Consider the following 24,853-nt stretch of genomic DNA (forward strand, 5'->3'; position numbering starts at 1 on the left):
GGCTGCGCCTGCGGGCGTTCCCAAGTTTCCCTTAATAACGTTACGGACCTCATGAGCGCCTCGAATAAGGCGATTCGCAATATTGCGATCATCGCCCACGTGGATCACGGCAAAACCACTCTTGTGGATGCCCTGCTCAGCCAGTCCGGAATCTTTCGCGACAACGAGGCCGTCCCAACATGCGTCCTTGACTCCAATGATTTGGAGCGTGAGCGCGGAATTACCATTCTTTCGAAGAACACTGCAGTTACCTATAACGACACGAGAATCAATATTGTTGACACCCCTGGGCACGCTGATTTCGGTGGTGAAGTTGAGCGTGTGCTTGGCATGGTCGATGGATGTTTGCTCATCGTTGATGCCAATGAGGGGCCCATGCCCCAAACCCGTTTTGTGCTCAAAAAAGCCCTCGAACAGGGTTTGAGACCGATTGTTTTTGTTAACAAAATTGACCGTGCGCGCGTTGATCCAGAAACCGCTGTCGATAAGGTACTTGACCTTTTTCTAGAGTTAGGTGCTGATGACGATCAGTGTGATTTTCCCTATTTATTTGGCAGTGGATTAGGAGGCTTCGCAAAGCCCGACATGAAAACAGAGAGCGACAACATGCGTCCTCTCTTTGATGCCATCTTGCGTCATGTACCACCTCCAGTTGGTGATCCTGAGAAGCCACTACAGCTTCAAATTACTACCCTCGATTATTCAGACTTCCTCGGTCGAATTATTATTGGACGGGTCCATAATGGTGTTATTAGACAGGGGCAAAGAGCGACACTCATTAAGGATGATGGAAGTGAAAAGAAAGGTCGTATAAGCAAGCTTTTAGGCTTTGAAGGCTTACAAAGAGTAGATATTGCAGAAGCGTCTGCCGGAGACCTTATTGCTGTCGCTGGTTTCGACGATGTCAACATTGGCGAGACGATTGCCTGCCCTGACGAACCAAAAGCGTTACCCCTTATCAAGGTTGATGAGCCCACGCTTCAAATGACCTTTGTGGTCAATGATTCTCCTTTTGCAGGAAAAGAGGGCAAGTTTGTAACGAGCCGCCAGCTGCGAGATCGTTTGCAGCGCGAACTGCTCACGAATGTTGCCTTACGCGTTGAAGATACCGATTCTCCGGATCGTTTCTCTGTTTGTGGTCGCGGTGAGCTTCATCTCGGCATCTTGATCGAAACGATGCGGCGTGAAGGCTTTGAATTTCAGGTCTCTCAACCACAGGTGATTTTCCGCACGATCGACGGCACGCCTTGTGAGCCTGTTGAAACACTGGTGATGGACGTTCCTGAAGCAGCAGTTGGTAGCTGCATTGAAAAGCTTGGAACTCGAAAAGGGGAAATGCAAAATATGGAAACCGGCGCTGACAACCGCACGCAACTTGAATTCGTTGTTCCTTCCAGGGGACTGATTGGTTTCCGTGGTGAATTCATTCGCGCCACTCGCGGAGAAGGAATTATGAGCCATTCGTTTTTTGAATATCGTCCGATGGTGGGGGATTTTGAGACTCGAAGGAATGGCGTTTTGATTGCATTTGAAGAAGGCACAGCTACTTTCTATGCTCTAAAGGGAGCAGAGGATCGTGGACAATTCTTTATCACTCCGGGCACTAAAGTCTATAAAGGAATGATTATTGGTGAGAATACTCGTCAACAAGATATGGAAATTAATATCTGTAAGGCTAAGCAGGTCACTAACATTCGTTCCGCTGGCGCAGATGTTTTGGATACGCTCCAGTCTCCGATTCAGATGACGTTAGAGCGTGCCTTGGAATATATCGGACCTGATGAAATGCTTGAAGTCACACCTGAATCCATGCGGTTGAGAAAATTACCAGCTAAAAAAATGGCTAAGCGTTGAGCGTTCAAGTCGATCCCCGATTCCAGCAGGCCGTCGATCTATTCAATCGACGTGCCTGGTATGAAGCCCATGATGCGTTTGAGGAGATCTGGCATGAAACGGCCGGTCCCGAACGTCGATTACTTCAAGGAATTCTGCAAATTGCAGTTGCTCATGTTCACTTAGAACGGGGCAATCTCAGAGGCGCAACAATTTTATTAGGTGAAGGTGTAGGACGCCTTTCCTCGGCTATTCCAGGAGATCTTGGTCTCGATCTGCCTTTGGTTCGAGATCAGGCCCGTTTGAGATTGGAAGCACTTCAACAGGAGACCGATCCTGTCGCACTTCCAGTTCCTGAGTTGCGTGACCACTCTTAGGTTCTTCTGTACATTGGCTGGGATCATGAGGGTGTCCTGATGTTTTTTCCTTCCCTCACCCCTGTAATGACCACTTGGACTGCCAAACTCTCATCACTCGCTGCCTTGTTGGTTTTTTCTGGTGCTGTTCTTCCTGTGAGTGCGCAGACAGCAGCAGGTGAAGACAGCTTGATCACGATCGAATCGGATACACAAAGTGCTGACAACATCACGGGTGTCGTCACCGCTGTTGGCAATGTTCGGATCGTTTATCCCTCTCGTGGGATGGTGGCAACCTCCCGTCAGGCGCAGTACTTCAGCAGGGAATCGATGCTTGTATTAAGCGGAGATGTGGATGTGGTTCAGGACGATGGAAACAGTATTCGTGCTGAACGGGTCACCTACAACCTTGATGATGAACGTGCTCTGGCGAAGCCCATCCCAGGTCAGCAAGTTCAGTCGACCCTGCTGTTAAAGCAGAGCCCTGACTCGCAGACTCCCCTAACGCCATGAGTTTGAGTCTCGATCAGGTCACATTGACTCTTGGTGGCCGGACATTGGTTCGCTCTCTTTCACTCACCTTGAAGCCTGGTGAGGTGATTGGCCTGCTTGGGCCTAATGGGGCAGGCAAAACCACCAGCTTCAATTTAGTGATTGGGCTGTTGCGTCCTGATCGTGGTCAAGTTCTGCTGGACGGACATCCCGTTGCGGATCTTTCGATGCCCCAAAGGGCTCGTCTTGGAATTGGCTACTTGCCTCAGGAACCCAGTGTGTTTCGCCAATTGACCGTTCAAGAAAATCTTGAATTGGTGTTGGCTCAAAGCGGACTTTCCAAAGTTGATAGTCATCATCGACTCCAACAATTAATCGAGGATTTTCATCTCGAACCGTTCATCCACCGTTGCGGCTATCAGCTTTCAGGTGGTGAACGAAGGCGCTGCGAAGTGGCCCGTGCCCTCGCTGTTGGTTTGGAGGGTCCTCGCTATTTACTCCTTGATGAACCCTTCGCTGGGGTTGATCCGTTGGCGGTGGCGGATCTTCAGCAAATGATCCATGGATTACGCCAGCGAGGAATGGGCATTCTCATCACTGACCATAACGTCCGCGAAACCCTTGCAATTACTGATCGGGCCTACATTTTGACGGATGGCAGCATCCTCGCTTCAGGTCGTTCCGATGAAGTCGCCCATGACCCACTGGTACGTCGTCACTATCTCGGGGAGGGTTTTCAGCTTTGAACCATGATCTTTGGATTTCAGCTCAACGTCAGCTCCGCAGGCTTGTTCATCGAATTCCTTTAATTGATCGTTGGCTCCTTGGAGAATTAATCGGGCCCTTGTTGTTTGCTCTTACAGCATTCACGGTGGTGTCTCTCTCTGTCGGGGTGATGTTTGACCTGGTTCGCAAGATTGTTGAATCGAACCTCCCTTGGACGATCGCTGTTCAAGTGCTGTTGCTGAAATTGCCAAGCTTTTTGGTGATTTCCTTCCCAATGGCCACGTTGATGGCATCCCTGCTTGCTTATAGCCGTCTTTCTGCCAATAGCGAGCTGACTGCTCTTCGAAGCGTTGGTGTCACAGCAAGTCGAATGGTTGCTCCTGCAATCGCCTTGGCTCTTTTGATGACAAGCCTGTCATTTCTTTTCAATGATGTGATCGTGCCACGAACAAACCGGTCTGCTGAATTCACATTACAACGAGCCCTTGGTAAAGCCATTGCTGCTGAGAAGGGTGATAATATTGTTTATTCTCGGTTTGGGCGAGTCGCTAAATCTGATGGTCAATCTAGTAAGGGATTAACACAATTATTCTATGCAAGGGAATTCGAAGACGGAACAATGATTGGTGTTACCGTCTTGGATTTTTCTCGATTTGGTTTCACTCAGATGCTTGTCGCAGATAAGGCCAACTGGAATGAGTCTCAGGCTAAGTGGGAATTTAATGATGGAAAAATTCTTACCCTCACTCCATCAGGAAGCACTACATCAGCTGATTTTGATCGATACCTCTACCCACTAAGTCCTGCGCCACTACGGATCGCGAAATTGCCAAAAGACGCTAACAACATGACTGTATCCGAAGCTGTAGAGGCTGAACAACTTCTGTCTGATGCTGGGGACCGAAAAGAAGCTCGCAGGCTCAGAGTTCGAATCCAAGAGAAATTCACCGTCCCAATGGCTTGTTTGGTATTTGGTTTGATCGGCTCAAGTCTTGGTGCAAAGCCCAACAGCAGAACGAGTCGGAGTCAAGGTTTTGGGATCAGTGTGGTCCTAATTTTTGTTTACTATGTTTTGAGCTTTAGTTTTAGTTCACTCGGCGTCAAAGGGACATTGGCTCCCTTTCTGGCCGCTTGGGGGCCAGTATTGATTTCTCTTGCAGCTGGCGGAGTGTTGTTGCGCCAGGCAAGCCGGTGACCAAAACACGTCAGAATCAAGTTGTTTAATGGTCAAGAGATTCATGGAGTTGGCTGGGATGGATCCGGTTCTTGGGCTCGGGTTGCTTGCTTTTTCCCTTTTGCTGTTGGCCTTGCCACTTGCCTTCTGGAAAGTCAGCTCAGAAAAGACCTCTGGCCTTGTGACGCTGTTGATTGCAACAGCGAACCTCGCCTTGACGGCTCAACTTGTTCTCCGTTGGTGGCAGTCGGGCCATTTTCCGATCAGCAACCTCTATGAGTCGCTCTGCTTCCTGGCTTGGGCCTGCACCCTCACCCAATTGTTAGTGGAGAGATCATGGCCAACACCAATTGTCGCGGCAGCAGCAACTCCGATGGGCTTGGGATGTATTGCGTTCGCAAGCTTTGCGCTGCCTGACCAGCTGCAAGAAGCCTCGCCACTTGTTCCAGCGTTGCGCTCCAGTTGGCTTGTGATGCACGTCAGTGTCATCATGGTGAGTTATGCCGCTCTTTTGGTTGGATCTCTGTTGTCAGTGGCTGTTCTGGTGACTGATCGCAGTCATGCTTTGGAACTGCGTAGCAGCTCGATTGGCAGTGGAGGCTATCGACGTGCAACGCTTGCGACCCCAATCGGCAATGTGGGTGAGTCTGAGGTTCACTTGTCTTCTGTGCAGTTCTCTCGCAATGAGCTGTTGGACAGCCTTAGCTATCGCACCATTACGGTTGGCTTTTTATTGCTCACAGTTGGGATTATTAGCGGTGCTGTTTGGGCCAATGAGGCCTGGGGCAGCTACTGGAGCTGGGATCCAAAAGAAACTTGGGCACTGATTTGCTGGTTGGTCTACGCAGCTTATTTGCATACACGGTTGAGCAGAGGATGGCAGGGTCGGCGTCCTGCTTTAGTGGCTAGCGCAGGATTGGTTGTGATTGGTGTTTGCTACATCGGTGTGAATCTTCTTGGTATTGGCCTACATAGCTATGGCTGGTTCTTTGGATAACCATAGTTTTAGTTGGGTGCCAAATTCATGCTCTTTATAGGAGAATTATGGCAATGGAAGGAATGTATTAAGGGCTAATTTTGACCTGATCTCTTAATGGGTTTCCCTTGAATGAAGACTAGGTCAATTCCAATATGATTGCAATCATATTGGCGTTAAGAGCAACAAGAAACATGATTTATTGTCGATGATTGACAAGTAAATGAGAATAGATCGTTCAACGAGATCAGAATTTGGTAGATTCCATCAGTATTCACCTAGCTGGCATTGGTGATCAAGAACCTCCAGCACAATAACGAACACTCCCCATGATTTCTGAGGGATTAATAACTTCCGTTGTTCTTGAGGACTTTTTCGCATGATGAGAAATGCATGTGTTCTGAGACGATGCCTGCTTGGCAATTGGGATGAGCAAGACAAAGCCTCCAATGATCGCCAAACCGATCAGGCATTTTTCGGGAAGTCCAGCCAAAGCGAATTTAAAAATTATCTATCAGGCTACACCACAAGCGATGTCTCTGAGCTAAGAATAATTAAATCTCAGGAGCTCTGAAAATAGGTTATTATTCTTGGTTGAAAGCTTACTATTTAAGCTTTCCTGGTTGGACAAGTCGTTGACTTGAAGAGCTTTAGATTCATGTCTTTTTCCCTTGCTGGAATTTATTGCCAAGGAGTTTGGGGTGTTTTGTTCGGATTTTTTATTGAATCATTTTTCGTATTGTCTTGGTAAAAAAAATTTCTAAATGACACTTTGTATTGTATGTTTCATTTTCACTGTGCAACGTCATGTGTGAAAGGGTTCAGAGAATGATGTCAAGCTTATTCGATGAAATACACACAACTGCACTCCCGTTGCCCTGCCAATGGTGAGAAGTTATACCAGCAGGCTTGATTGACATATTCATTTAATCAATTGGACGGAATGACTTGTTACGATGAATTTGTACCGGTTTACTCATCATGACAGACATCACCGATAAGTACGAACAGTTCAAGGTCCCGTACAGCACCAATGAAAAGCACACTGCTGACGAGTTTGACCCTAAGGAGAACGGTGGTCTAGACAATCCAGCCAATCGCCATAAAGACAAAGTGTTGGATGATATCTGTGATACTCATCCTGGTTCTCCCATGTGCAAGGTATTTGATTGTTGATATCGGTAAATTAATGAACCGTCGCTAGAGAAGGAGCTGAGAGTGAAGTATTGAAGGAACCCTTCTTTCTCTCAGTCTTTCTCTTTTTTTCAATCTTTGTTTTTTTAGGCTCTTTGAATCAATTCGGATTGTAATTAATCAATCATATTCTTGTTTTGCGGTAAAAGTAAAAGATTAATAATAAATTTGACGTCTCACGGGTGACTGAAATGAGCTATTGCCTCCTAACCTACCCCTCCTTAGTTTCATCTTCTGAAGTATTCCAGCTGTTTTGAGTGTTTTCCTTGACGATTTAGGCGGACATTCCTTTTGTTGGTTTGCGTTCTCGAAAGCTTGCCTTTAGATGCCCAGCCAGGCCTGAGAACGGCTGCCTCCTTTAGATTGCTTTTACATTTCGCCATCCAAAGTGGCATTTCTTTTTTTCATGGGTTAGAGCTAGGGAAGAAAGGATTGAAGTCATGAGTTATGCAGCTAAGGAGCGCACGCCATTTCCCTATGGACAGGTTGCTTATCCAGACTTTCTCAGTCTGAAGCCCGGTGATTACATTATTGTGAAAGGTGAAAATCAAGTCGAACTGAAGAAGGATCACAGCTGGTGGATGGGACAGGTTATGTCCTGCAATCAAGAAGCCAGAGATCCCAGTGGGCATCACGTGATTCAGGTCGTTGATGTTGATGATGAAAAGATCAGTTGGATCAACGTCGATGAAATATCACATGTACTCTACGGGCTCGATGGTTTATCAAACGATTGACTATTGAATGGCTTAAGTGGTTGTCTTGGCTTCCTATTAACTGTTAAAGATTGATTTTTGTCTATCGTCATGGATGCTTATACATAGCGTTCCATAAATTCGGATATTGAGATGCCTTCTTTCTTTGCAGAATTACAGCAATCTCTGTATAGCTCATCGTCGGTTTCAGTTCTCGCTAGATCCCGAAATTGTTCGGAATTGAGCTGATCATTCTCAATGCTGTTGTCGCACATTGAATTCCATTTTGCACATAGTGAATCCACCATCTCTTTCCGTGAATAGGGAAGATTGATTTTTTTCTGCTTTGCCAAATTGATGCGACTCCAGTTTGTGTCCAAACTTTAGAGACTCAATGGTTTTTTGACAATCAGAATTCGATAATAGTGTTTTTGTCTGTTTGATGATCTGTCTCGATGATTGCTGTCTCCATTGATGAATAAGTCTCATACTCTTGTGTCTTGAAATACAAGCGATCGCTTGCTGCATTTCAACTGGTATAGCAATTCATGACTGCTGCCTATGAGTGTTCTTTGCAATCTAGATCGACGATTACAGGACCACTCGCGAAAGAATCATTCATTAGCTGGCCAGCGTTTGAGAAGGCTGCGTGTCACCGTTGACTCGAGATCGCCACCGACGAAGTTCATGGTGATCAAGCATGGCACGACGTGATCGTTCTGCACTGGCCAAGCGTTTGATCAATGCATGGGTGTCATGGAATGAAAGCTCACCATCCGAATCCCACTTCATGCAGACAACAGCTTTCTTTGGAGTGCTGTGCATTGATTCCACCTTCTTCTGTTTTGTCACGGTATGCCCACACAACGCCTTTGCTATAGAGAAAACCTTAAGAAGTCTCGATTGCGACTGCTGCGACTGGGTCGTTTTCTCGGTGTTGGGGCTCTCCATCCCCTAGGCCCGGACGATCAAAAGGGGCAAGTTTTATTGTGCTTGCCCCTCTCAGTTAGTTGTGTCTCTAACTTGACTGAGGATGTTTAGTTGGGAGAATCGACGAATTCAGCATCGATGACATCATCGTTGTCATTGCTTTGCTCTGAGCGTTGAGGCCTCTCTTCCTCTTGAGAATAAAGCATGGAACCCATTTCCATTAATGCCGTTTTCACTCCTTCAAGACGTTCTTTGATTTGTTGTGTGTTATCCGTTTGAAGGCTTTCTTTGAGTTCACAAAGAACTAATTCCACTTTGGTTCTCGACTCAGGAGTGACCTTGTTGTCTAGTTCCCGTAGTTGCTTCTCAGCCTGATAAATCAGCGATTCCGCTTGGTTTTTGGTGTCGATTGCTTCACGCTTTTTCTGATCTAAGTCAGCGTTTGCTTCTGCATCCTTCACCATTCGATCCACTTCCGTTGAACTAAGGGTTGAGGCACCAGTGATCGTGATTGATTGTTCCTTGCCTGATCCTGTGTCCTTAGCTGTGACACTCAGGATTCCATTGGCATCAATATCAAAGGCCACTTCCACTTGAGGGACACCACGGGGTGCAGCAGGGATCCCATCTAATCGGAAGGTTCCAAGGCTCTTGTTGTCTGAGACCATCTGGCGCTCTCCTTGGAGAACGTGAATTTCTACCGTGGTTTGACCATCCATCGCTGTGGAATAGATCTCAGTTTTGTGCGTTGGAATGGTTGTGTTTCGCGGAACCATCACATTCACCACGCTGCCCATCGTTTCCACACCTAGTGAGAGAGGTGTGACGTCCAGTAAAAGAATGTCTTTGACCTCTCCTGAGAGCACACCTCCCTGAACAGCAGCGCCAATGGCCACAACCTCATCAGGATTGACGGTTTGATTTGGATCTTGGCCTGTTGCCACTTTCACGACTTCTAAGACTGCGGGAATCCGTGAACTACCCCCAACCATGATCACTTCGTTTAGGTCGCTTTTTGAGAGTTTGGCGTCTTTCATCGCCTGTTGAATTGGTTTCTTGCAACGGTCAATCAGGTTTGAAGCCAACTCCTCGAATGTCCCTCGGGTGACTGTCATCGTTAGATGTTTGGGCCCATCAGCTGTTGCTGTGATGAACGGTAGATTGATGTCGCTCTGTGTTGACGATGAGAGTTCAATCTTTGCTTTCTCGGCAGCCTCAGTGAGACGTTGTAAAGCTTGTGCATCTTTTCTGAGATCAATTCCTTCCTCTTTCTGGAAGGTTTCAGCCATGTGATCCACAAGCACTTTGTCGAAGTTATCTCCTCCAAGGTGGGCGTCTCCGCAGGTGCTGATCACTTCGAAGACCCCCTCTCCTACTTCCAGGATGGAGACATCAAAAGTTCCACCCCCTAAGTCAAAGACGAGGATTTTCTCTGCATCCTTCTTGTCCAACCCGTATGCAAGAGCGGCAGCAGTGGGTTCGTTGATGATTCTTAGAACGTCTAAGCCAGCGATTTTGCCAGCATCTTTTGTGGCCTGGCGCTGTGAGTCATTGAAGTAAGCGGGAACAGTGACTACCGCCTGAGTCACTGTTTGACCTAGATACTTCGAAGCATCATCAGCAAGTTTTCTAAGTACACTGGCGCTGATCTCCTCAGGTGAAAATGACTTCTTCATCCATGCAGAGTTGATTTTGACCTTGGTTCCGACAGATTCCACGGTGTAGGGAACATCTTTGGTTTCCTTTGCTATTTCATCCGTTTGCCTTCCGATAAAGCGTTTGACTGATCCAAAGGTATTCTCTGGATTCATTACAGCTTGACGTTTAGCGATCTGGCCGACCAATTGGTCTTTGCTCTTGGTGTAGGCCACCACAGAAGGTGTTGTTCTAAAGCCTTCTGCATTTGCGATCACGGTGGGGTTTCCACCTTCCATCACAGATACACAACTGTTGGTTGTGCCCAAGTCAATGCCAATTACTTTTGTCATTTGTTTGATTCAAGTTCGCTCATTCTTATGGCCTGATCTCGTAGTTAAGGAGTGGGTAAACCCAACCCTTGAGGTGGGTTTACCCTCTGATTGAATTCGTTGGTTCGGTTAAAGTTCGGTTTTTACGACTACTTTGTTTGCTTTTATCTATGGATTGCTGTTCGCTGAGATCTCCTTTGCCTGTTGAAAAAAGTTGGTTTGGTGTTGATTCTATTTCGGCATATCGCCGATCAGCTGCTCCTCTAGAAGCATATTAAATTCAAACAGTTGTTCGTCGCTGAGCTGTTGTCTTGATGTTGCTCCAAGTTGTTGTTGAAGGAAATGTTTTGCGGTTTCTTGTTCCCATTGCAGTGTCGTCAGCATTTCATCGCCTTGAGTGATTAAGTCGCTTCTCCGTAGAGGAGTCTGTGCTGACCCGGCTTCAGCTCCTTCATCGAAGTTTTTTAGCTTATTGAGGTAAGACACAAGGTCGCTATACCTCGTTAGCTTGTGCCTGCTCCCATGGCCATACGCTCGCTCTAGATATCTGGACTCATGTTCACGGGTCCAGCCAATGCGCTTGAGTTGTAGATCGATGGCTGTGAGCTCTTCGCTCCAATCCTCTGGGTCTGTGGGTGCTTCGCTCGGCTCCGGATTGGATACGGTGGGCTGCTCGTTGGTTTGTATGGGTATTGGTAAGGCTGGCTTCATCGGCTTGGGTTCACTCTGTACAACATCCTTGCTGTCAAATCTCCGAGCCGGTTTTGGTTGTTGAGCCTCAGGTTCTGGCTGTTTTTCATTGGTGGTTTGCAAGTGCTGTTTTGGCTCTGTGCTCTGCTTTTGTTTGAGCAGACGTTCCTCCAATCGTTCTCTCGCCCGGTCTTCTGCTTCCTCAGCATCGGCAGCTTCTCCTAGCGAGCTCCCAAGGCATCGTTCGCCATCAAAGCCGCTGACACGCACCACACATCGGTTGCTATCGATGTGGCAGATCTCCACATTTGTTTTCATGCCTCTGGAGGGGGGTAACCATTTCTAAGCTGTTGGGATGGATTCAGCTGCACTACCGTCACTGACGCCTCTTCTTGATGGTGTTGATCAATGGGCTGAGCTGCTGCCCCTCCTCCCAGTGCTTGTGGTCTTGGAACTGCTGCTTTCCGCTGACAATGCGATTGCTTTAGCGGCTGTAGCTCGAAAGCAAAACGATCCAATCAAAGAAAAAAAAGCACTCGACCTTGGAATTGCGATTGCTTTTTTTCTCAGGGTTGCTCTGATTTTATTGGCTCAGTGGGTGCTGGCGTTCAAGCCATTGCAATTCCTTGCTGGTGTTTATTTGCTGTGGCTTTTCCTGTCCCATCTTTGGGTGAAGCCATCAGGCTCCCAGGATCCGTCTGGATCCTCTGGGCATCCACCAGCAATCTCATTCACACGAACGATCGTGGCCTTAGCCCTAACGGATCTAGCTTTTTCCGTTGATAGTGTTGCGGCTGCTGTGGCGATTAGTGACCAACTTATTCTTGTGATTACAGGTGCTTTTATTGGCGTTGTTGCCTTACGTTTTACTTCGGGATTATTTATTCGATGGCTTGAAATTTATACCCACTTGGAATCGGCTGGATATCTTGCGGTCGCTTTGGTAGGGCTTAAACTTATTTTAAGCTTGTTTTTCTCTGGCTTCCAACCACCCGAATGGTGGAGCCTGTTAACAGTTGCTTTGCTCATGATTTGGGGCTTTTCCGACAGGAAAGAACCCTTGGGACACGAAGTTTGATCCAATGCTTGTTGAAATGCGTCATTCCGTGACTCAGGTTCTGTTCGACCGCTTTGAGTTGACTGATCCTCCTATGCCTGGTCAATGGTTTTTTCATCAACAAACCAGTTATCTGGTCATGCAAAGGAAGCATCGCTACAAGTTGCATTCAGGTCACTATGAACTCGCATCGATTGTTTTGCTTCTAAAGCCACAAAAACAGCCTGCTGATGCCCAATTTGTTGGTCATGGTTGGGTGATTGGAGATGCTGATTGCCGATTCAATGCATTGACCCCTTTGCTTCGTTGTGCCGTTTTGCCTGATGGTCCATGTGATCGTTGTGTTCACCGGGAAGAGCGCCTATGACCAGCCTTCGTTGGCATCCGGGCGTTCTTTTTAAGGGGCACGGAGTCGCCTCAGGTCAAGCCTTGAGCTCTGGTGCTTCAGGGATCTCTCCCTACCCCAAGGGGACTATTGCGATGCAATCGCCCTTTTTTGCAGCCTTAGGACTTGATCTGTCTCCTTATTGGCCTGGAACCTTAAATCTTTCATTCTCTCCTTCTGAGCTACGTCTGAGGCATCCAGATTATCTATTTCGTGATCTGGAATGGACCCACTTGCATCCCCCTGAAACCTTTTCGTTTTGGAGGATTCGCTTACGTTCAGTTGGCACATTTCATTTGGACGTTCCAGGTTTGGTTTATTGGCCACACCCAGAAACGAAGGTGAGGCATTGGCAAAGTCGATCTACCCTTGAAATCTTGGCTCCTTATGTTGACCACGTCTCGTTGGGGCAACCGTTTGAGCTTGGGGTGAATCCAGCATCAATTCAGATTTTAAGTCCTTAATGTGATTCTAGATTTGTGGTTAACTGCTTACCTTTTTGGCTCTCTCATCCGTAGCGGCTTCCTTCATCGTTGCTTGAGCTTTCTTGCCATGCGCCATACTTTTTTGTCTGCTTCTACTTCTTGTTGGGGTCAACACGATGACTCATGCTGAACGCATTAAAACTCGTTCTATACTTCTTGAATTCCTAAAATTCAGGGTGCTAGCGGCGGGGCAACAGTTTTTTGACGGCACCGGCATCGATCAGCGGCGTCAGTGGTTGGCCTCTGTCCACCCCCAGGCGCTTTCCCTTTCAGATGAAGACCTAGAGCAGATTTGGAATCAAGCTCGTACGCTTTACATGGAATGTTGAAGGTGTGGATTTAGGCTGAATCTTTCGCATTGTTGGCCATTTCCGCTTCCCCTGCCGCGTCAGAGTCCGCAGCCTCTGGTTTCGATTCCCTTGGTTTGAGTCACCCGCTGCTGAAGGCTTTGCAGGAGAAGGGATACACCGCTCCGTCGCCGATTCAATTGCAGGCTATACCAGCTGTGATCTCTGGGCGGGATGTGATGGCTGCTGCTCAAACAGGAACAGGTAAAACAGCAGGTTTCACGCTCCCGATGTTGGAACGCCTCAACCATGGAGCACGTCCAGGGCGTTCACAGATACGAGCTTTGGTCTTGACCCCGACTCGAGAGCTAGCCGCCCAGGTGCTGGCCAGTGTTCTTGAGTACAGCAAGCATCTCCAGCTCACTAGTGACGTTGTGTTTGGTGGTGTGAAGATCAACCCTCAAATTCAGCGTCTGCAGAAAGGCGTTGATGTGTTGGTTGCGACTCCAGGTCGCTTACTAGATCTGCTTCAGCAGGGCGCTGTGCGCTTCGATCGGGTTGAGTTTTTGGTACTAGATGAAGCCGATCGAATGTTGGATATGGGCTTTATTCATGACATCCGGCGAGTGATTTCACGTCTTCCTGATCGTCGTCAGACCTTGATGTTTTCGGCCACATTTAGTGCGCCAATTCGGAAATTAGCGACGGGTTTGCTTGACCATCCTGTGCAAATTCAGGTCGCCCCTGCCAACCAAACGGTTCGATCTGTTGAGCAGGTTGTTCATCCCTGCGATATGCGTCGCAAAATTGATCTTTTAATCCATCTTATTCGCAGCGGTGAGTGGCTTCAGGTTTTGGTGTTCTCCCGGACAAAACACGGTGCGAATCGCGTCGTGGAACGTCTCAGCCAGCAAGGTCTGTTGGCGGCAGCGATCCATGGAAATAAAAGCCAAGGTGCGCGAACACGGGCTTTGCAAGGATTTAAGGATGGCTCAGTGCGCGTTCTTGTTGCCACAGATATTGCTGCGCGGGGGATTGATATCCAACAGCTCCCACATGTGGTGAATCTCGATCTCCCGAATGTTGCCGAAGACTATGTGCATCGCATAGGACGTACGGGTCGTGCAGGGGAAACCGGCCATGCCATCTCTCTTGTTGCTGCTGAAGAGGCATTGCTTTTGAAGGCGATTGAGCGCCTGACGGGTGAGACCTTGCGTCGGGAGAATGTTCCTGGCTTTGAGCCCACCATTCTTAGTGCTCCTCCCCTCGACCTGAGCGGCGGACGAGGTCGCCGCTCGGGAGGCTCCTCGCGCCGCCGCCAAGTCACGCGTAGCACGAGGGCGTATCGCCGGTAACGCTCAACCGTTACGTAAATGTGCCGAATTGCTGATTGGGGGCAGCGTTGAGTTGTTGAAGAAGGGAGTCGCCATCGCTCCGCCCTTTCCCCTCGAGCTGTGCGGCTCGAACGAGGATCGGACAGCCACTCGTGCTCACGACGACCCCGATTCCCTTCACAGACTCCAACACTGTCCCAGGAGGATGACCTCCTGTGGGCCAGCGTCCGATCAGGTGATGTACATCGGCGCTGAGTTCCTCTTTCAGTCGATCGATGAGGGGTTCGCAATGGAGGAGTTTGAGGCGTTTGTTGTTCCAAAGCGTTACGGCATTTGGATAGAGCGCCATCACTTTTCGATGAATGGTGAGTGCCGAGGCGGACCAGTCGATCTGGTGATCTTGTTTGGTGAGCATGCGTGCGTAACTCGCGTCTCCTGGGCGATCAGCCTGGTTGATCACCTTGAGGCGAGCCCTGCGTTCGGGCTCGGTTCCCGGTCCTGCTGATTCAATCAATGGCATCGCTTCCACCATGAGTTCAGCGGTGAGAGTGCTCATGCGTTTGGCCAGAGTGTGGCCGTTTTCAAGTAACCCAATCGGCAGGTTTCGCTCAATCAGAACAGGTCCTGTGTCCAGTCCCTCTTCCATGGCCATCACACCCACGCCGGTTTCGGGGTCTCCTTCCAGAATGGACCACTGAATTGGTCCAGCACCTCTCCATCGGGGAAGTACGGATCCATGGCCGTTCCAACACCCCAGTGGCGGTTGATCCAGCACACGTTTCGGCAAGATTTGACCGAATGCCACCACGACGGATAGGTCCGCTTGAAGCTCGGCAAGTTGCCTTTGGCAGCCTTCGTCCTGCTTGATCCGTGCCGGCGTGAACACGGTGATCCCCATCTCAAGGGCCTTGGCTTTCACCGCTGAGGGGATCAAAGACTTACCACGCCCTCGGCGTCGATCCGGTTGGGTGACCACTCCGACGAGCGTATGGCCAGCTTGATGCAGAGCGACCAGGGTTGGCACTGCATAGTCGGGAGTTCCCCAAAACAAAATCTTCATCGAGCGAAGCTCAGGCCTCGCCTGTAATTGCCAAACCATCCACCCACACATGGGGTGACACACCTTGGTGGGTCACCACCTCATTGGGTTCCAAGTGAACGATCCCTTTCAGAACATCTCGGATGTCGCCAGCGATCGTGGCTGCTTCCACAGAGATGCGCTCACCATCTTTCACGAGCCAGCCATCAAATGGAAGTGAAAAGGCCCCTTGACTCGCCTTTACGCCTGCATGGAGTGCGCTCAAACTTTCGATCAATACGAAAGTATCCCGAGTATTGCGATGGTCGAGATGGGCAGCGGCACTGCTGCCCTCTTCGCTTGTACTCACTTCAAACCAATCTGGACCAACGGACACCTTGGCTCCGAGTCCGGCATGACCGGTGGGTTGAACACCAAACTGACGAGCTGTGGCCTCGGAATGGAGCAGATTCTCCAACTTGCCGTTGCCAATCAGACAGAGGCGTTTGGTTGGTGTGCCTTCTCCATCAAAGGCAGCTGCTCCCACGTGATTGGGATGCAAACCGTTGTCGTGCAAATTAAAAAATGGCACCGCCAGTTGTTGGCCGAGCGATTCCTTGCTGCTGAGACTGATCCCATCAAGAATGGAACGGGCATTAATCATGCTGCTGAATGCACCGAGCAGATCCAGGAAAGCCTCTGGCGTGAAGCAGACCAGATAGCGACCGGTATCGATCGGTTGGTAGTTGAGATGGCTGATTGTGCGTTCGGCTGCTTCCTTGATGCAGCCGCTCAGATCCAGATCAGCGCTTCCCAGCGCTACGCGCACAGCTCCGCCACTGCGAGGTTTTCTGCCACTTTCTTCGGCACGGGCATACAGGTAAAGGCTGGCCTGAGTCCGTTGCATGTGGCGAAGCGCCCCTTCGCTGTTGAGGTAAATCCGCTCGCTATTGCCCTCGCTCAAGCCGTTATAGGGAACGGTTTCGATTGCAGGGTGTTTAGCAAGGAGTTCTCCTTCCACATCTTTCAGGGTGCTGAGCAACGTCTGAATGCTCTGAGAGGGTTTGAGAGGTCGATCAATCTCGGGGATCGGTGCTGTTGCGAGTGGCGAAAAGCCTGGAATGTCTTCTGCATTTCCAAAAGCACTGGCCTGATAAGCACCATTGAGTGCCTTCTCGAGGCCTCCTGGTGACAGATCAGAGGTGCTGGTCACACCAACCAGTCCTTGCTCATTCCAAACGCGCACAGTGATGGAACTGCGTTGAGCAGCCTTCATTTGCTTCGCTTCCCCTCGATCCACTTGGACCGAAGCATTCATGCCTCTGCTGGCTCCAAGATCCCATTGACGGATTCCATCCCTGGTCGCTAGGGCGTGGAGCTGATCGCGGAGCTCTTCCACATTGAGAGGTGTATGGGTCATGGTCAGCGGCCTCCCACCGTGATCGAATCAACCTTGATGTGGGGTTGCCCCACCGTGACAAAAATGCTGCCGCTCACCGATCCGCAGTATCCAGCGGCTAAATCGAGGTCGTTGGCGCACATGGAAATCCTCGGCATGACTTCCTTGGCTTCACCGATCAAGGTGGCTCCCTTCACCGGACGCCCCAGTTGTCCATTCTCAATGATGTAGCCCTCTTCCACAGAGAAATTGAATTGACCGGTTGGTCCCACACTTCCACCGCCCATCGATTTGCAATAGAGGCCACGATCAACGGATTGGATTAGTTCGTCAGTGCTGTGGGGACCTGCAGCGATGTAGGTGTTACGCATGCGACTTGCAGCAGCAAAACCATGGTTTTGTCTCCTACCGCTTCCAGTACGCACATGACCGGTCCGTAGTTCACCGGCACGATCACTCAAAAATCCTTTTAAGACGCCTTGCTCGATTAAGACCGTGCGTTGTGATTCCATCCCCTCATCGTCCATGGATAGGGAACCAAAGGCACCGCTACTCAAACCTTCATCAATCGCGGTGACTGCAGGGTTGGCAATCAGTTCTCCGACTTGATCTGCAAAGGGGGTCGTTCCCCGTTCAACCTGTGTGGTTTCGAGCAGATGGCCGCAGGCTTCATGGAATATGACCCCTCCAAAACGATTGGCGAGAACCACTGGCATCTGCCCTCCATCCACGTAATTGGCATGGAGCATGGTTGCAGCACTGGTGCACACTTCGTTGGCCGCTGCATCCACATCCCAGTCCCGTAGGTCATGAGGGCGATCGCTGGATCCAAACCGGCGAGCGATGTTTGCACGATGCTCGCCATCTGCGGCCAGGACACTCAGGCCGCTGGACTGATGCAGACGGATGTCGCGGGCATAGGTCCCATCACTGGCTGCCACAAGAACCTCTTGCCAATCCCGTGAAAAGCTGCCTCTTCGCACCTCCAGGTGCTCTCCAAGCTGATCAAGACGAGCTGTTCCTTCCAGCAGTCGCTGCGTGATTTCACTGAGCTCAGGGGACTGAGTGAGCCAGGTGTCTTTGTTGACCCCAAAATCTCTGAGTGGATGGAGCCCCTGAAAGCCTCGATCATGCTGGAGAGCATTGTGCTCCAATTCGAGCATGGCCAAGGCTTGGTCAAGCGCTTGGGCTAAGCCGGATTCACTGAGATCGTTCGTGCTCACGAAACCGTCTCGGTGTCCGAGGAAGACGCGGATTCCTGCGCCCATTCCGAAAGATGGAGACACACTTGTGATGCGTTCCTGTTCGGCGAGCACACCTAAATGATCCGTGCGTTCTAGGAACACTTCTACAAGATCCGCACCAGCACGGACCCCTGTCTGAAGAAGCGTTTCCAGGCGATCTTTCCAGGGCGTGTGGCTCGGATCCAGATTGAATGTCTGGTTAAGAGCGGGATGGGTATCGACCAAGCCCCTCATCTGCATCAGCCTTGATTATGGAGAATCGCAGAAGGAAACGCAGACAGAGGTGCTGGTCGATAGGTCCCTCTCAACGAACGCCTGGGTGATATTGATCGCTGCGGATCGGGGCCATTAAGAACAACGATGCCATTTGAGCTCCGTTGGCCACCCAATGGGGCAGTTTGCGCAGCAATTTGATCGGTGCAGGGGCTTGCGATGCATCCACTGCGCTCAGCGCTGCGTTGTTGTTCACCAAGCGTTCGAGACCGTCGAAAAAGCGAGGATTCTTGACATCGAGGACCACTGGAAACACCCGAGCAGTGTTTTCATTGGTCTTGTCGATCACCAAGCGGTCGTATTCCCGCGCATCCAGCCCCAGAGCTTCGTAAAACTCTTTGCGAGCGACATCTCGCACATACATGGTGGCAAACACCGCAAGCAGAAAGAAGCGGCACCACAGTCGTGCACGTAGTCCCCTCACAGTGTCTGGTTGCGCTTTCATCAACGCATCAAAGAAATCACCATGGCGATTTTCGTCCTGACACCAATTTTCGAAGAAGTTGAAGATTGGGAAAATTTTATGATCTGGATTCTGTTCAAGATGGCGGAAAATGGTGATGTAGCGCCAGTAACCAATTTTTTCAGAAAGATATGTGGCGTAAAAAATAAATTTTGGTTTGAAGAATGTATAGCTTTTATTTGCTGTTAGAAAGCCAAGATCAAGCTGCAGGCCAAAATCGCTCATCGACTTGTTGAGGAAGCCGGCATGCCGAGCCTCATCTCGCGCCATATGGGAGAAGCATTCGGCTAGTAGGGGATTTTTGGTTTTGATCCGACGACTGAGCTCTTTGTAAAGCAAAAACCCTGAAAATTCAGACGTGCAACTTTGCTCTAAAAATTCAACGAATACTTTCCGTGTTGCCGGATCGAGCTGATCTGCAGCTCCATCAAACTCGCCATTGCGTACAAAGTGATGGCGGTTGTAATCCTTTCGAAATTCTTCGCAGATGGCCTCTAGTTCTGCCTCATTCGGACGCAGATCCATCGCGGCCATCGCCTCGAAATCTGTCGTGTAAAAACGAGGGGTGAGGATCGTGTCCTTCTCCGGGTCTTTCGCCGTTACGTTGGACCCTGGTGCTGCTGTGGCTTCCGTCACGGCTGTTGGAGGCACCATCAGTTGCGTCAGTAAGTACCTCTCATCGTAGGTCGCCCTCTGGAAACCCCGCCTCCACTGTTAAGAGCTCTCAGTTAATTCCCACCCAGCCATTTCTGGCCATTCAGGCGCTGCAGCAAACGGGACTGCAGAAGAGCCAGATTGATGCGCTTCTCATCGATCAAAAACGACTCCAGCAGGCTGGGCTCCGTTCCGGACTCGGCAAGAGCAATGGTTTTACCAGATGTGATCGAATCCGATTCAAAACAAACCCAGAATCGCCGATCGCCCGGCAACTCACCCATGACCATCCAGCATTGGCCTCCCACAACAGGACGATCGCCCTCGATTAAATCGATCGAGGCGTTGATCTGATAGTTGCTGCTAAGCGCTTTGCTGAGGGATGGGATGAGATCGTCCTTAATGAACGCTTGAAAGGGCTTGTCCTCCAGCTTGGGCTTCGGGGCAGGTTTTGCTGCCGGCTTTGCCGCTGGTTTGGCTGCAGCTTTGGGTGTTTCGGGAGTTTCGCTCACCGGACTTTGATTGCTGGGCGAACTGTAGACAGCCCAGTGCTTTCTCTACCAATCATCGCCAATCTCTCGATTCCAATCGTCAGGATCAGAGTCTGCTGCTCCTCTTGCAGTAGCAGTAGACGGATTGGTGTCTTGGCTTTGGGTTGGTGTTGCGTTGGCTTGGTTGCCTCGATGCACCACCCTGAAGGGCACTGAGACGGTTGGGGCTGGATCGCGCACGTCACGTTCAGGCCAGGGCGTGGCTTGAGCTGTTCTGGCCTCATGTGGTTGCTCACGAGGCAACGGATCTTGAACATGGGGTCCTGTTGCCGGCCGTCGAACCTCTCGACGCAGTACGGGGCTCGAGGTCACCATTGCCAATCCACCCACAGCGCTGACGCCCGATCCCAAGATCGTTGCAACAGCGATCCAGGCCCCAATCGGCAAGCTGGGCAATCTCCATGTGAGCACTCGCAACGATGACGCTTGTCCGAGATTGAGTGAGGCGATCAACAGCATCAATACCACTGGACTCAGACAGGGAATCAGCAGCAAGCGTTGAAGAGCTGTCATGGCTGGCGCCCCTGCCAACGTTTCAGAGGCCCTAAATCCTCACCAAGAGAGTCGAAGAGTCTCACCACCAAGAAATCCACCATCTCGCTGAGATTTTGGGGCTGGCTGTACCAAGCAGGAATCGGTGGTGCAATTCTTGCTCCCGCTTCAGCCAGAGTTGTGAGGTTGCGGAGATGAATCAGGCTCCATGGCATTTCTCTTGGTGCCAGCACCAGGGGGCGTCCTTCCTTGAGATGAACATCAGCACAACGTTCGAGCAGATCACTGGCCACTCCTGCCGCAATACGCCCCACGGTTCCCATCGAACAAGGCACAATCACCATGCCTCGGGTTGCCACACTTCCACTGGCAATCGTTGCGGCTTGATCTCCCCAGCGATGGCAAATCAATGATCCTGTTTGAACATTCAGCCGAGATCTCCAAAAGCGTTCCTGAAGCTCAGGATCGACGGGGACCTGGATGGATTGTTCAGCGAGCCAAACCTCATGAGCACCACGACTCATGATCAGGTGAACGCTGCGTTCCTGCTGAAGCAACAGTTGTAGGGCCCTCTCAGCAAGCGGTTGGGCTGAGGCGCCGCTCACCCCAAGGACATAAGGACGATCAGGTTGCTCCAACAGCGACACGTCCTTAATCCTCACTCACGGCCACGGGCATCGGGGACTCGTCCTCTGCTTCTTCCTTTGACATCACGATGTCTAGGTCGATCTGATTGCGCAGGACGTCCACCTTGGTTACACGCACTGTGACGGGATCTCCAAGTTTGTAAACGCGACGATTACGACGACCCACAAGCCGATTTTGGCGCGAACGGTATTCGTACCAATCGTCGTTCAAGGAGCTGACATGCACCAAACCCTCCACCATGGAGGGGGCAATTTCGACGAAGAACCCATAACTTTGAACGCCGCTGATCACACCTTGTTGCTCGTGGTCGAGCATCGGTTCGGCGCTTCGTGCTTGCGCCATCGCAATCACATCTCTAGAAAGCTCAGCTTGTTGGCGACGCCGAGAATTGAGACGTTGAAGTTTGCGTTCTGGAAGGATTTCCTGCAATCGTTGTTGAAGAGATCCACTGAAGAGTGGCCAGGTCATCGTTGAAGCGGCACCTTTGCTGCCCAAGTTGACCGTTTCTTTTTGGCGAACGCTTGGACGATCTTTGCCGTCGTTGAGAAGCTGACACAACACCTGTTGGTTCAATAAATCGGCGTAATGCAGGGTGGGACAGCACCAAGGCGCCAATAACGGAGTCGCCCCATCCTGAGTAGGAGGAGTGATCGCATCAATGTCTGCTGCTTTGTCGAGCTCTTCATCACCTTGTTCTGTCTCAGTGACCGATTCATTGTTTTCATTGGTGAGAGCGATTTGCTTGGCTTTCGACTGGATGAAGCGGAATTGAGGATCTGGAAGGGTCTGTCGCAGCTGCAGGTTGAGCACCCGTCTCGATGGACTTGTAATCAAGGCTTGCGCGAGTTCGGACGCCGAGGTGGTCCCTTCTTCATCCAGGGAGATCGGCAGCTCTAAGGCAATGGCTGCTTTGGCGACGTCATTCAGCGATCCACTTTCGGGATCATTGGCTTGAAGCACCAGGGCTGGAAGATTGAAATCCAGGCAATGCTGAGTCCAAGTGGCATTCGCTGCTCGAAGGAAAACAGCCAGGATTGAGAAGGGATCCTCTTCTCTCAGGGGTTCAATCCACTGACGATTGCCACCATCAGGTTCGGCGGCTCGGAGGTCTCCCAGCGTTTCCAAATCAGGGGTTGGAAGATCTAATTCGATTAGGCCCTGTCTTAACTCTGCGGCGTGCAGAGCTTTGGCGCAAAAGATCAGTGTCTCGAGTTGTCCGATGTGATCTTTGATTGGTTTCAGTGCTGCTGGAATCGCGCGAGAACGGGGCTTGCGCCCTGCCAAGGCCGTTAAGGCTTCCGAGGTCACTTCTGCGACAGGCCGAATCTGTGTCAAACAGAATTCCCAGTCTTGAACGCTGCCTTCAGCGTCGAAATCAATGCGAACACTCACTGCCGCTTGTGATTCTCCAACGTTGAACGCTGCCGCTTTGGAGAGGTTGGGACTCAGTAGTGGAATCCACTTATTGCCCAAACAAAGAGCTTCGCTTTGTTCGCACAGCCATTGATCAAGACTGTTTCCGGGGTTCACGCGTTCAGCGACAGCAGGAGCATGAATCCACAGCTGGGTCCCACCTTCATGGGGGATGACATGGGCTGCTGGTAGCTGGGGAGCACCATCAATCACCCAATTGTTCAAGAGTAAACAGGGCTGATCGGTGAGGTCTTTGCGTCGTTTATCGACTGGAGCCTTAATCGTTGTTCTTGGGACAGTTGCCCTGTTATGTAGGTGGGCTTTCGTGAGTAAAAGATCTCGATCAGCATCGACACCACCGTTGAGTGGCAGCGAACGGGCCACATGACCACGGGCTGGGTGTTGAGCGATCGGGTATCGATCGAGCTGCACTTCAACCACTGATGTGGCTGGTCCCTCGACTCGATAGTTGCTATCTCCTTCGGGTAACTCGATGGAGGCGAGAACACGATCATCGAGGGGAACGGCGAGAAGTCGCTCATCCTGTTGTTCCACTTGAGCCAGAAGACTTGTGGTGGCTCGCTGCAAAATGCATTGCACCCCCCCTTCTGGAGATCGACGGCGGCCTGCATCACGGATGATGCGCACCAACACGCGATCACCATTCCAAGCGTGATTCAGCTGATGGTCACGGATGTAGACGTCTTCACCGCCGTCATCACGAATGGCAAAACAGAACCCTTTGCTGCTGCAGCGCAAACGGGCTTCAATCAAACCAATGTCGTCTTCTCTGGAGACCGAACTCTCCTCTTCAAGGCTCAGAACACCAAGTCGATCAAGCGCTTTCAGCGCAATGCCGAGAGATTGTTTATCCGCTCGATTGGTTAATCGGAGAATCTTTTCGAGCTTGCTGACCTCAACGGAACCGTCATGGGGGACCTGATCGAGAAGGTCGGCGACCGTGAATTTCATCGGAGCATGCAAGAAACCGGCCTTCAGGACCGGGAGTTGAATCAAAACCGCAGCACTCGAAGACTTGTAGTGCAAACAGTGAATGACAGTCCAACTCTAATCGCTCGACTGTGCGCGATTCGTCCCTTAGTCCTCGGCCTGGGTGGATCCCAGTCCGGCTTGGAGCATGGGCATGAGCAGGCGGCCCCCGATCACTAGAAACCCAGTTGAGGCAATTAGTTGCAACCAGTCAGCTGGAATCACAGCCGATAAGGATCCTCCCGCGACAGCGCCAATCAAGCTCGCGAGTACTAAAGCGCTGGATGATCCGAGAAACACCGCTAAGGGGCGATTGGATGTGCCGCTAATAGCAACTGTTGCTAATTGGGTTTTGTCACCGAGCTCTGCCAGGAACACGGTGACAAAAGTGGAAATGAGAAGGGTGAAGTCCATAACAATTTCAGAGTGATTGGGTCTCTAACAGTGACTTCAAGGCCTGAGTTCCCAGCCACAAACCCAGTCCCACCATCAGCAAACCTGCCATTTGTTCCAGCCGTTCTGGGGGAAGGATGGTGGAGAGCCAACGTCCCACCAGAACTCCTACCAGGCTTGAACAAATCAATGCCAGCGCGGCCCCGATAAACACCAACCATGGTTCGCCGGATTGGGCCGAAAGAAGGAGAGTGGCTAATTGGGTTTTATCACCCAATTCAGCCAAAAAAACGGTGGTGAAGGTGCTCAGCAAAATGGCGTTGAACCCAAGCTTGCTGTCGCTACCTGCTTCAGTCATCGGAATCCTGAGGTGAGCGAATCAACCGCTCGAACTTACGCAGTTCCAGGCTTCTTCCGCCATGAACCGAGCGAATTTGCTGTCGACAGCAATCAATGGCGAACGCATTGACCTCCTCGGCTGGTACTGCAAATAAATCGGATAAACCAGTCACCCGGCAAAAGTCAGGTCGGTTCTCATAAATTCTGCAGCGCCGACCACCCTTGTCGAAATGTCGACACCAACCGTCTTCTCCCACCATTTCTAGGTAGATCGTTTGCTGCTCGTCCGATAGCGCTTCAAGCGCTTCCGGTCGTTCCGCCGGAGCGAGCCTGCAACAAGCACCGCATTGACTCAGGCAGGACCAGTGAAGGGGAGGGCGGCTCATGGTTCAATT

Annotated in this window: 26 protein-coding genes; 12 read left to right on the forward strand and 14 right to left on the reverse strand. The window is 50.5% G+C overall.

Features of this window, described 5'->3' with window-relative positions:
• Nucleotides 1–51: 51 nt before the first annotated feature.
• From typA to SIC18_RS08985, 8 genes are all read left to right on the forward strand, one after another.
• Nucleotides 52–1,854 (forward strand): translational GTPase TypA, encoded by a 1,803-nt coding sequence (typA, locus tag SIC18_RS08950; protein WP_048346417.1) that lies wholly within the window; start codon nucleotides 52–54, stop codon nucleotides 1,852–1,854.
• Nucleotides 1,851–2,210 (forward strand): DUF309 domain-containing protein, encoded by a 360-nt coding sequence (locus SIC18_RS08955; protein WP_413429370.1) that lies wholly within the window; start codon nucleotides 1,851–1,853, stop codon nucleotides 2,208–2,210. Before typA ends, SIC18_RS08955 begins: the two co-directional genes overlap by 4 nt.
• Nucleotides 2,211–2,249: 39 nt before the next feature.
• Nucleotides 2,250–2,702: an LptA/OstA family protein gene (locus SIC18_RS08960; RefSeq protein WP_048346419.1), complete on the forward strand. Its 453-nt coding sequence runs from the start codon at nucleotides 2,250–2,252 to the stop codon at nucleotides 2,700–2,702.
• On the forward strand, nucleotides 2,699–3,427 hold the full coding sequence (gene lptB, locus SIC18_RS08965; RefSeq protein ID WP_048346420.1) for an LPS export ABC transporter ATP-binding protein: 729 nt from the start codon (nucleotides 2,699–2,701) through the stop codon (nucleotides 3,425–3,427). The genes SIC18_RS08960 and lptB overlap by 4 nt, the downstream gene beginning before the upstream one ends.
• On the forward strand, nucleotides 3,424–4,602 hold the full coding sequence (locus SIC18_RS08970; protein WP_250394883.1) for an LptF/LptG family permease: 1,179 nt from the start codon (nucleotides 3,424–3,426) through the stop codon (nucleotides 4,600–4,602). Before lptB ends, SIC18_RS08970 begins: the two co-directional genes overlap by 4 nt.
• 43 nt (nucleotides 4,603–4,645) lie before the next feature.
• Nucleotides 4,646–5,578, forward strand: a complete 933-nt coding sequence (gene ccsB / locus SIC18_RS08975) for a c-type cytochrome biogenesis protein CcsB (protein ID WP_048346422.1) — start codon at nucleotides 4,646–4,648, stop codon at nucleotides 5,576–5,578.
• A 960-nt stretch (nucleotides 5,579–6,538) separates the two neighbouring features.
• Entirely contained in the window at nucleotides 6,539–6,733 is a 195-nt protein-coding gene (locus tag SIC18_RS08980) for a hypothetical protein (RefSeq protein WP_048346423.1), read from the forward strand.
• A gap of 458 nt (nucleotides 6,734–7,191) precedes the next feature.
• Nucleotides 7,192–7,488, forward strand: coding sequence for a DUF3104 domain-containing protein (locus SIC18_RS08985; protein ID WP_413429371.1), 297 nt, complete (start codon nucleotides 7,192–7,194; stop codon nucleotides 7,486–7,488).
• A gap of 579 nt (nucleotides 7,489–8,067) precedes the next feature.
• On the opposite strand, the gene SIC18_RS08990 is transcribed toward SIC18_RS08985, so the two are convergent.
• From SIC18_RS08990 to SIC18_RS09000, 3 genes are all read right to left on the reverse strand, one after another.
• Nucleotides 8,068–8,271 (reverse strand): hypothetical protein, encoded by a 204-nt coding sequence (locus tag SIC18_RS08990; RefSeq protein ID WP_048348117.1) that lies wholly within the window; start codon nucleotides 8,269–8,271, stop codon nucleotides 8,068–8,070.
• Between the two features lie 212 nt (nucleotides 8,272–8,483).
• Nucleotides 8,484–10,364: a molecular chaperone DnaK gene (dnaK, locus tag SIC18_RS08995; RefSeq protein ID WP_413429372.1), complete on the reverse strand. Its 1,881-nt coding sequence runs from the start codon at nucleotides 10,362–10,364 to the stop codon at nucleotides 8,484–8,486.
• Between the two features lie 210 nt (nucleotides 10,365–10,574).
• Nucleotides 10,575–11,351: a hypothetical protein gene (locus tag SIC18_RS09000; RefSeq protein ID WP_413429373.1), complete on the reverse strand. Its 777-nt coding sequence runs from the start codon at nucleotides 11,349–11,351 to the stop codon at nucleotides 10,575–10,577.
• A 37-nt stretch (nucleotides 11,352–11,388) separates the two neighbouring features.
• Between SIC18_RS09000 and SIC18_RS09005 the strand changes: the two genes are divergently transcribed.
• From SIC18_RS09005 to SIC18_RS09020, 4 genes are all read left to right on the forward strand, one after another.
• Complete coding sequence (locus SIC18_RS09005) at nucleotides 11,389–12,111, forward strand: TerC family protein (RefSeq protein WP_413429374.1); 723 nt, start codon at nucleotides 11,389–11,391, stop codon at nucleotides 12,109–12,111.
• Nucleotides 12,112–12,115: 4 nt separating this feature from the next.
• On the forward strand, nucleotides 12,116–12,457 hold the full coding sequence (locus SIC18_RS09010; protein WP_413429376.1) for a DUF6464 family protein: 342 nt from the start codon (nucleotides 12,116–12,118) through the stop codon (nucleotides 12,455–12,457).
• A 619-nt stretch (nucleotides 12,458–13,076) separates the two neighbouring features.
• Complete coding sequence (locus tag SIC18_RS09015; RefSeq protein ID WP_413429377.1) at nucleotides 13,077–13,289, forward strand: hypothetical protein; 213 nt, start codon at nucleotides 13,077–13,079, stop codon at nucleotides 13,287–13,289.
• Nucleotides 13,290–13,321: 32 nt separating this feature from the next.
• Complete coding sequence (locus tag SIC18_RS09020) at nucleotides 13,322–14,602, forward strand: DEAD/DEAH box helicase (RefSeq protein WP_413429379.1); 1,281 nt, start codon at nucleotides 13,322–13,324, stop codon at nucleotides 14,600–14,602.
• Nucleotides 14,603–14,612: 10 nt separating this feature from the next.
• On the opposite strand, the gene fmt is transcribed toward SIC18_RS09020, so the two are convergent.
• From fmt to SIC18_RS09075, 11 genes are all read right to left on the reverse strand, one after another.
• Nucleotides 14,613–15,641 carry a methionyl-tRNA formyltransferase gene (gene fmt / locus SIC18_RS09025; RefSeq protein ID WP_413429381.1) on the reverse strand — a complete coding sequence of 343 codons (1,029 nt, stop codon included), beginning with the start codon at nucleotides 15,639–15,641 and terminating at the stop codon, nucleotides 14,613–14,615.
• 10 nt (nucleotides 15,642–15,651) lie between these two features.
• The gene (locus tag SIC18_RS09030) at nucleotides 15,652–17,019 is read right to left on the reverse strand and encodes a TldD/PmbA family protein (protein ID WP_413429382.1); all 1,368 of its coding nucleotides are present in this window, start codon (nucleotides 17,017–17,019) and stop codon (nucleotides 15,652–15,654) included.
• A gap of 2 nt (nucleotides 17,020–17,021) precedes the next feature.
• Entirely contained in the window at nucleotides 17,022–18,482 is a 1,461-nt protein-coding gene (locus SIC18_RS09035) for a TldD/PmbA family protein (protein ID WP_245407300.1), read from the reverse strand.
• A 64-nt stretch (nucleotides 18,483–18,546) separates the two neighbouring features.
• The gene (gene acsF, locus SIC18_RS09040; protein ID WP_048346432.1) at nucleotides 18,547–19,632 is read right to left on the reverse strand and encodes a magnesium-protoporphyrin IX monomethyl ester (oxidative) cyclase; all 1,086 of its coding nucleotides are present in this window, start codon (nucleotides 19,630–19,632) and stop codon (nucleotides 18,547–18,549) included.
• A gap of 74 nt (nucleotides 19,633–19,706) precedes the next feature.
• Complete coding sequence (locus tag SIC18_RS09045; RefSeq protein WP_413429383.1) at nucleotides 19,707–20,144, reverse strand: DUF2996 domain-containing protein; 438 nt, start codon at nucleotides 20,142–20,144, stop codon at nucleotides 19,707–19,709.
• 45 nt (nucleotides 20,145–20,189) lie between these two features.
• Entirely contained in the window at nucleotides 20,190–20,696 is a 507-nt protein-coding gene (locus tag SIC18_RS09050; RefSeq protein WP_413429385.1) for a hypothetical protein, read from the reverse strand.
• Nucleotides 20,693–21,322 carry a flavin prenyltransferase UbiX gene (locus tag SIC18_RS09055; RefSeq protein WP_413429386.1) on the reverse strand — a complete coding sequence of 210 codons (630 nt, stop codon included), beginning with the start codon at nucleotides 21,320–21,322 and terminating at the stop codon, nucleotides 20,693–20,695. Before SIC18_RS09055 ends, SIC18_RS09050 begins: the two co-directional genes overlap by 4 nt.
• A gap of 4 nt (nucleotides 21,323–21,326) precedes the next feature.
• On the reverse strand, nucleotides 21,327–23,708 hold the full coding sequence (locus tag SIC18_RS09060; RefSeq protein WP_413429388.1) for an RNB domain-containing ribonuclease: 2,382 nt from the start codon (nucleotides 23,706–23,708) through the stop codon (nucleotides 21,327–21,329).
• 126 nt (nucleotides 23,709–23,834) lie between these two features.
• Complete coding sequence (locus tag SIC18_RS09065; RefSeq protein ID WP_048346435.1) at nucleotides 23,835–24,140, reverse strand: TMEM165/GDT1 family protein; 306 nt, start codon at nucleotides 24,138–24,140, stop codon at nucleotides 23,835–23,837.
• Nucleotides 24,141–24,147: 7 nt separating this feature from the next.
• Nucleotides 24,148–24,477 carry a TMEM165/GDT1 family protein gene (locus tag SIC18_RS09070; protein WP_048346436.1) on the reverse strand — a complete coding sequence of 110 codons (330 nt, stop codon included), beginning with the start codon at nucleotides 24,475–24,477 and terminating at the stop codon, nucleotides 24,148–24,150.
• The gene (locus tag SIC18_RS09075) at nucleotides 24,470–24,844 is read right to left on the reverse strand and encodes a YkgJ family cysteine cluster protein (RefSeq protein WP_048346437.1); all 375 of its coding nucleotides are present in this window, start codon (nucleotides 24,842–24,844) and stop codon (nucleotides 24,470–24,472) included. The genes SIC18_RS09070 and SIC18_RS09075 overlap by 8 nt, the downstream gene beginning before the upstream one ends.
• Between the last annotated feature and the right edge of the window lie 9 nt (nucleotides 24,845–24,853).

The organism is Synechococcus sp. Cu2B8-bc1011, assembly GCF_047302735.1.
Taxonomy (GTDB): domain Bacteria; phylum Cyanobacteriota; class Cyanobacteriia; order PCC-6307; family Cyanobiaceae; genus Synechococcus_C.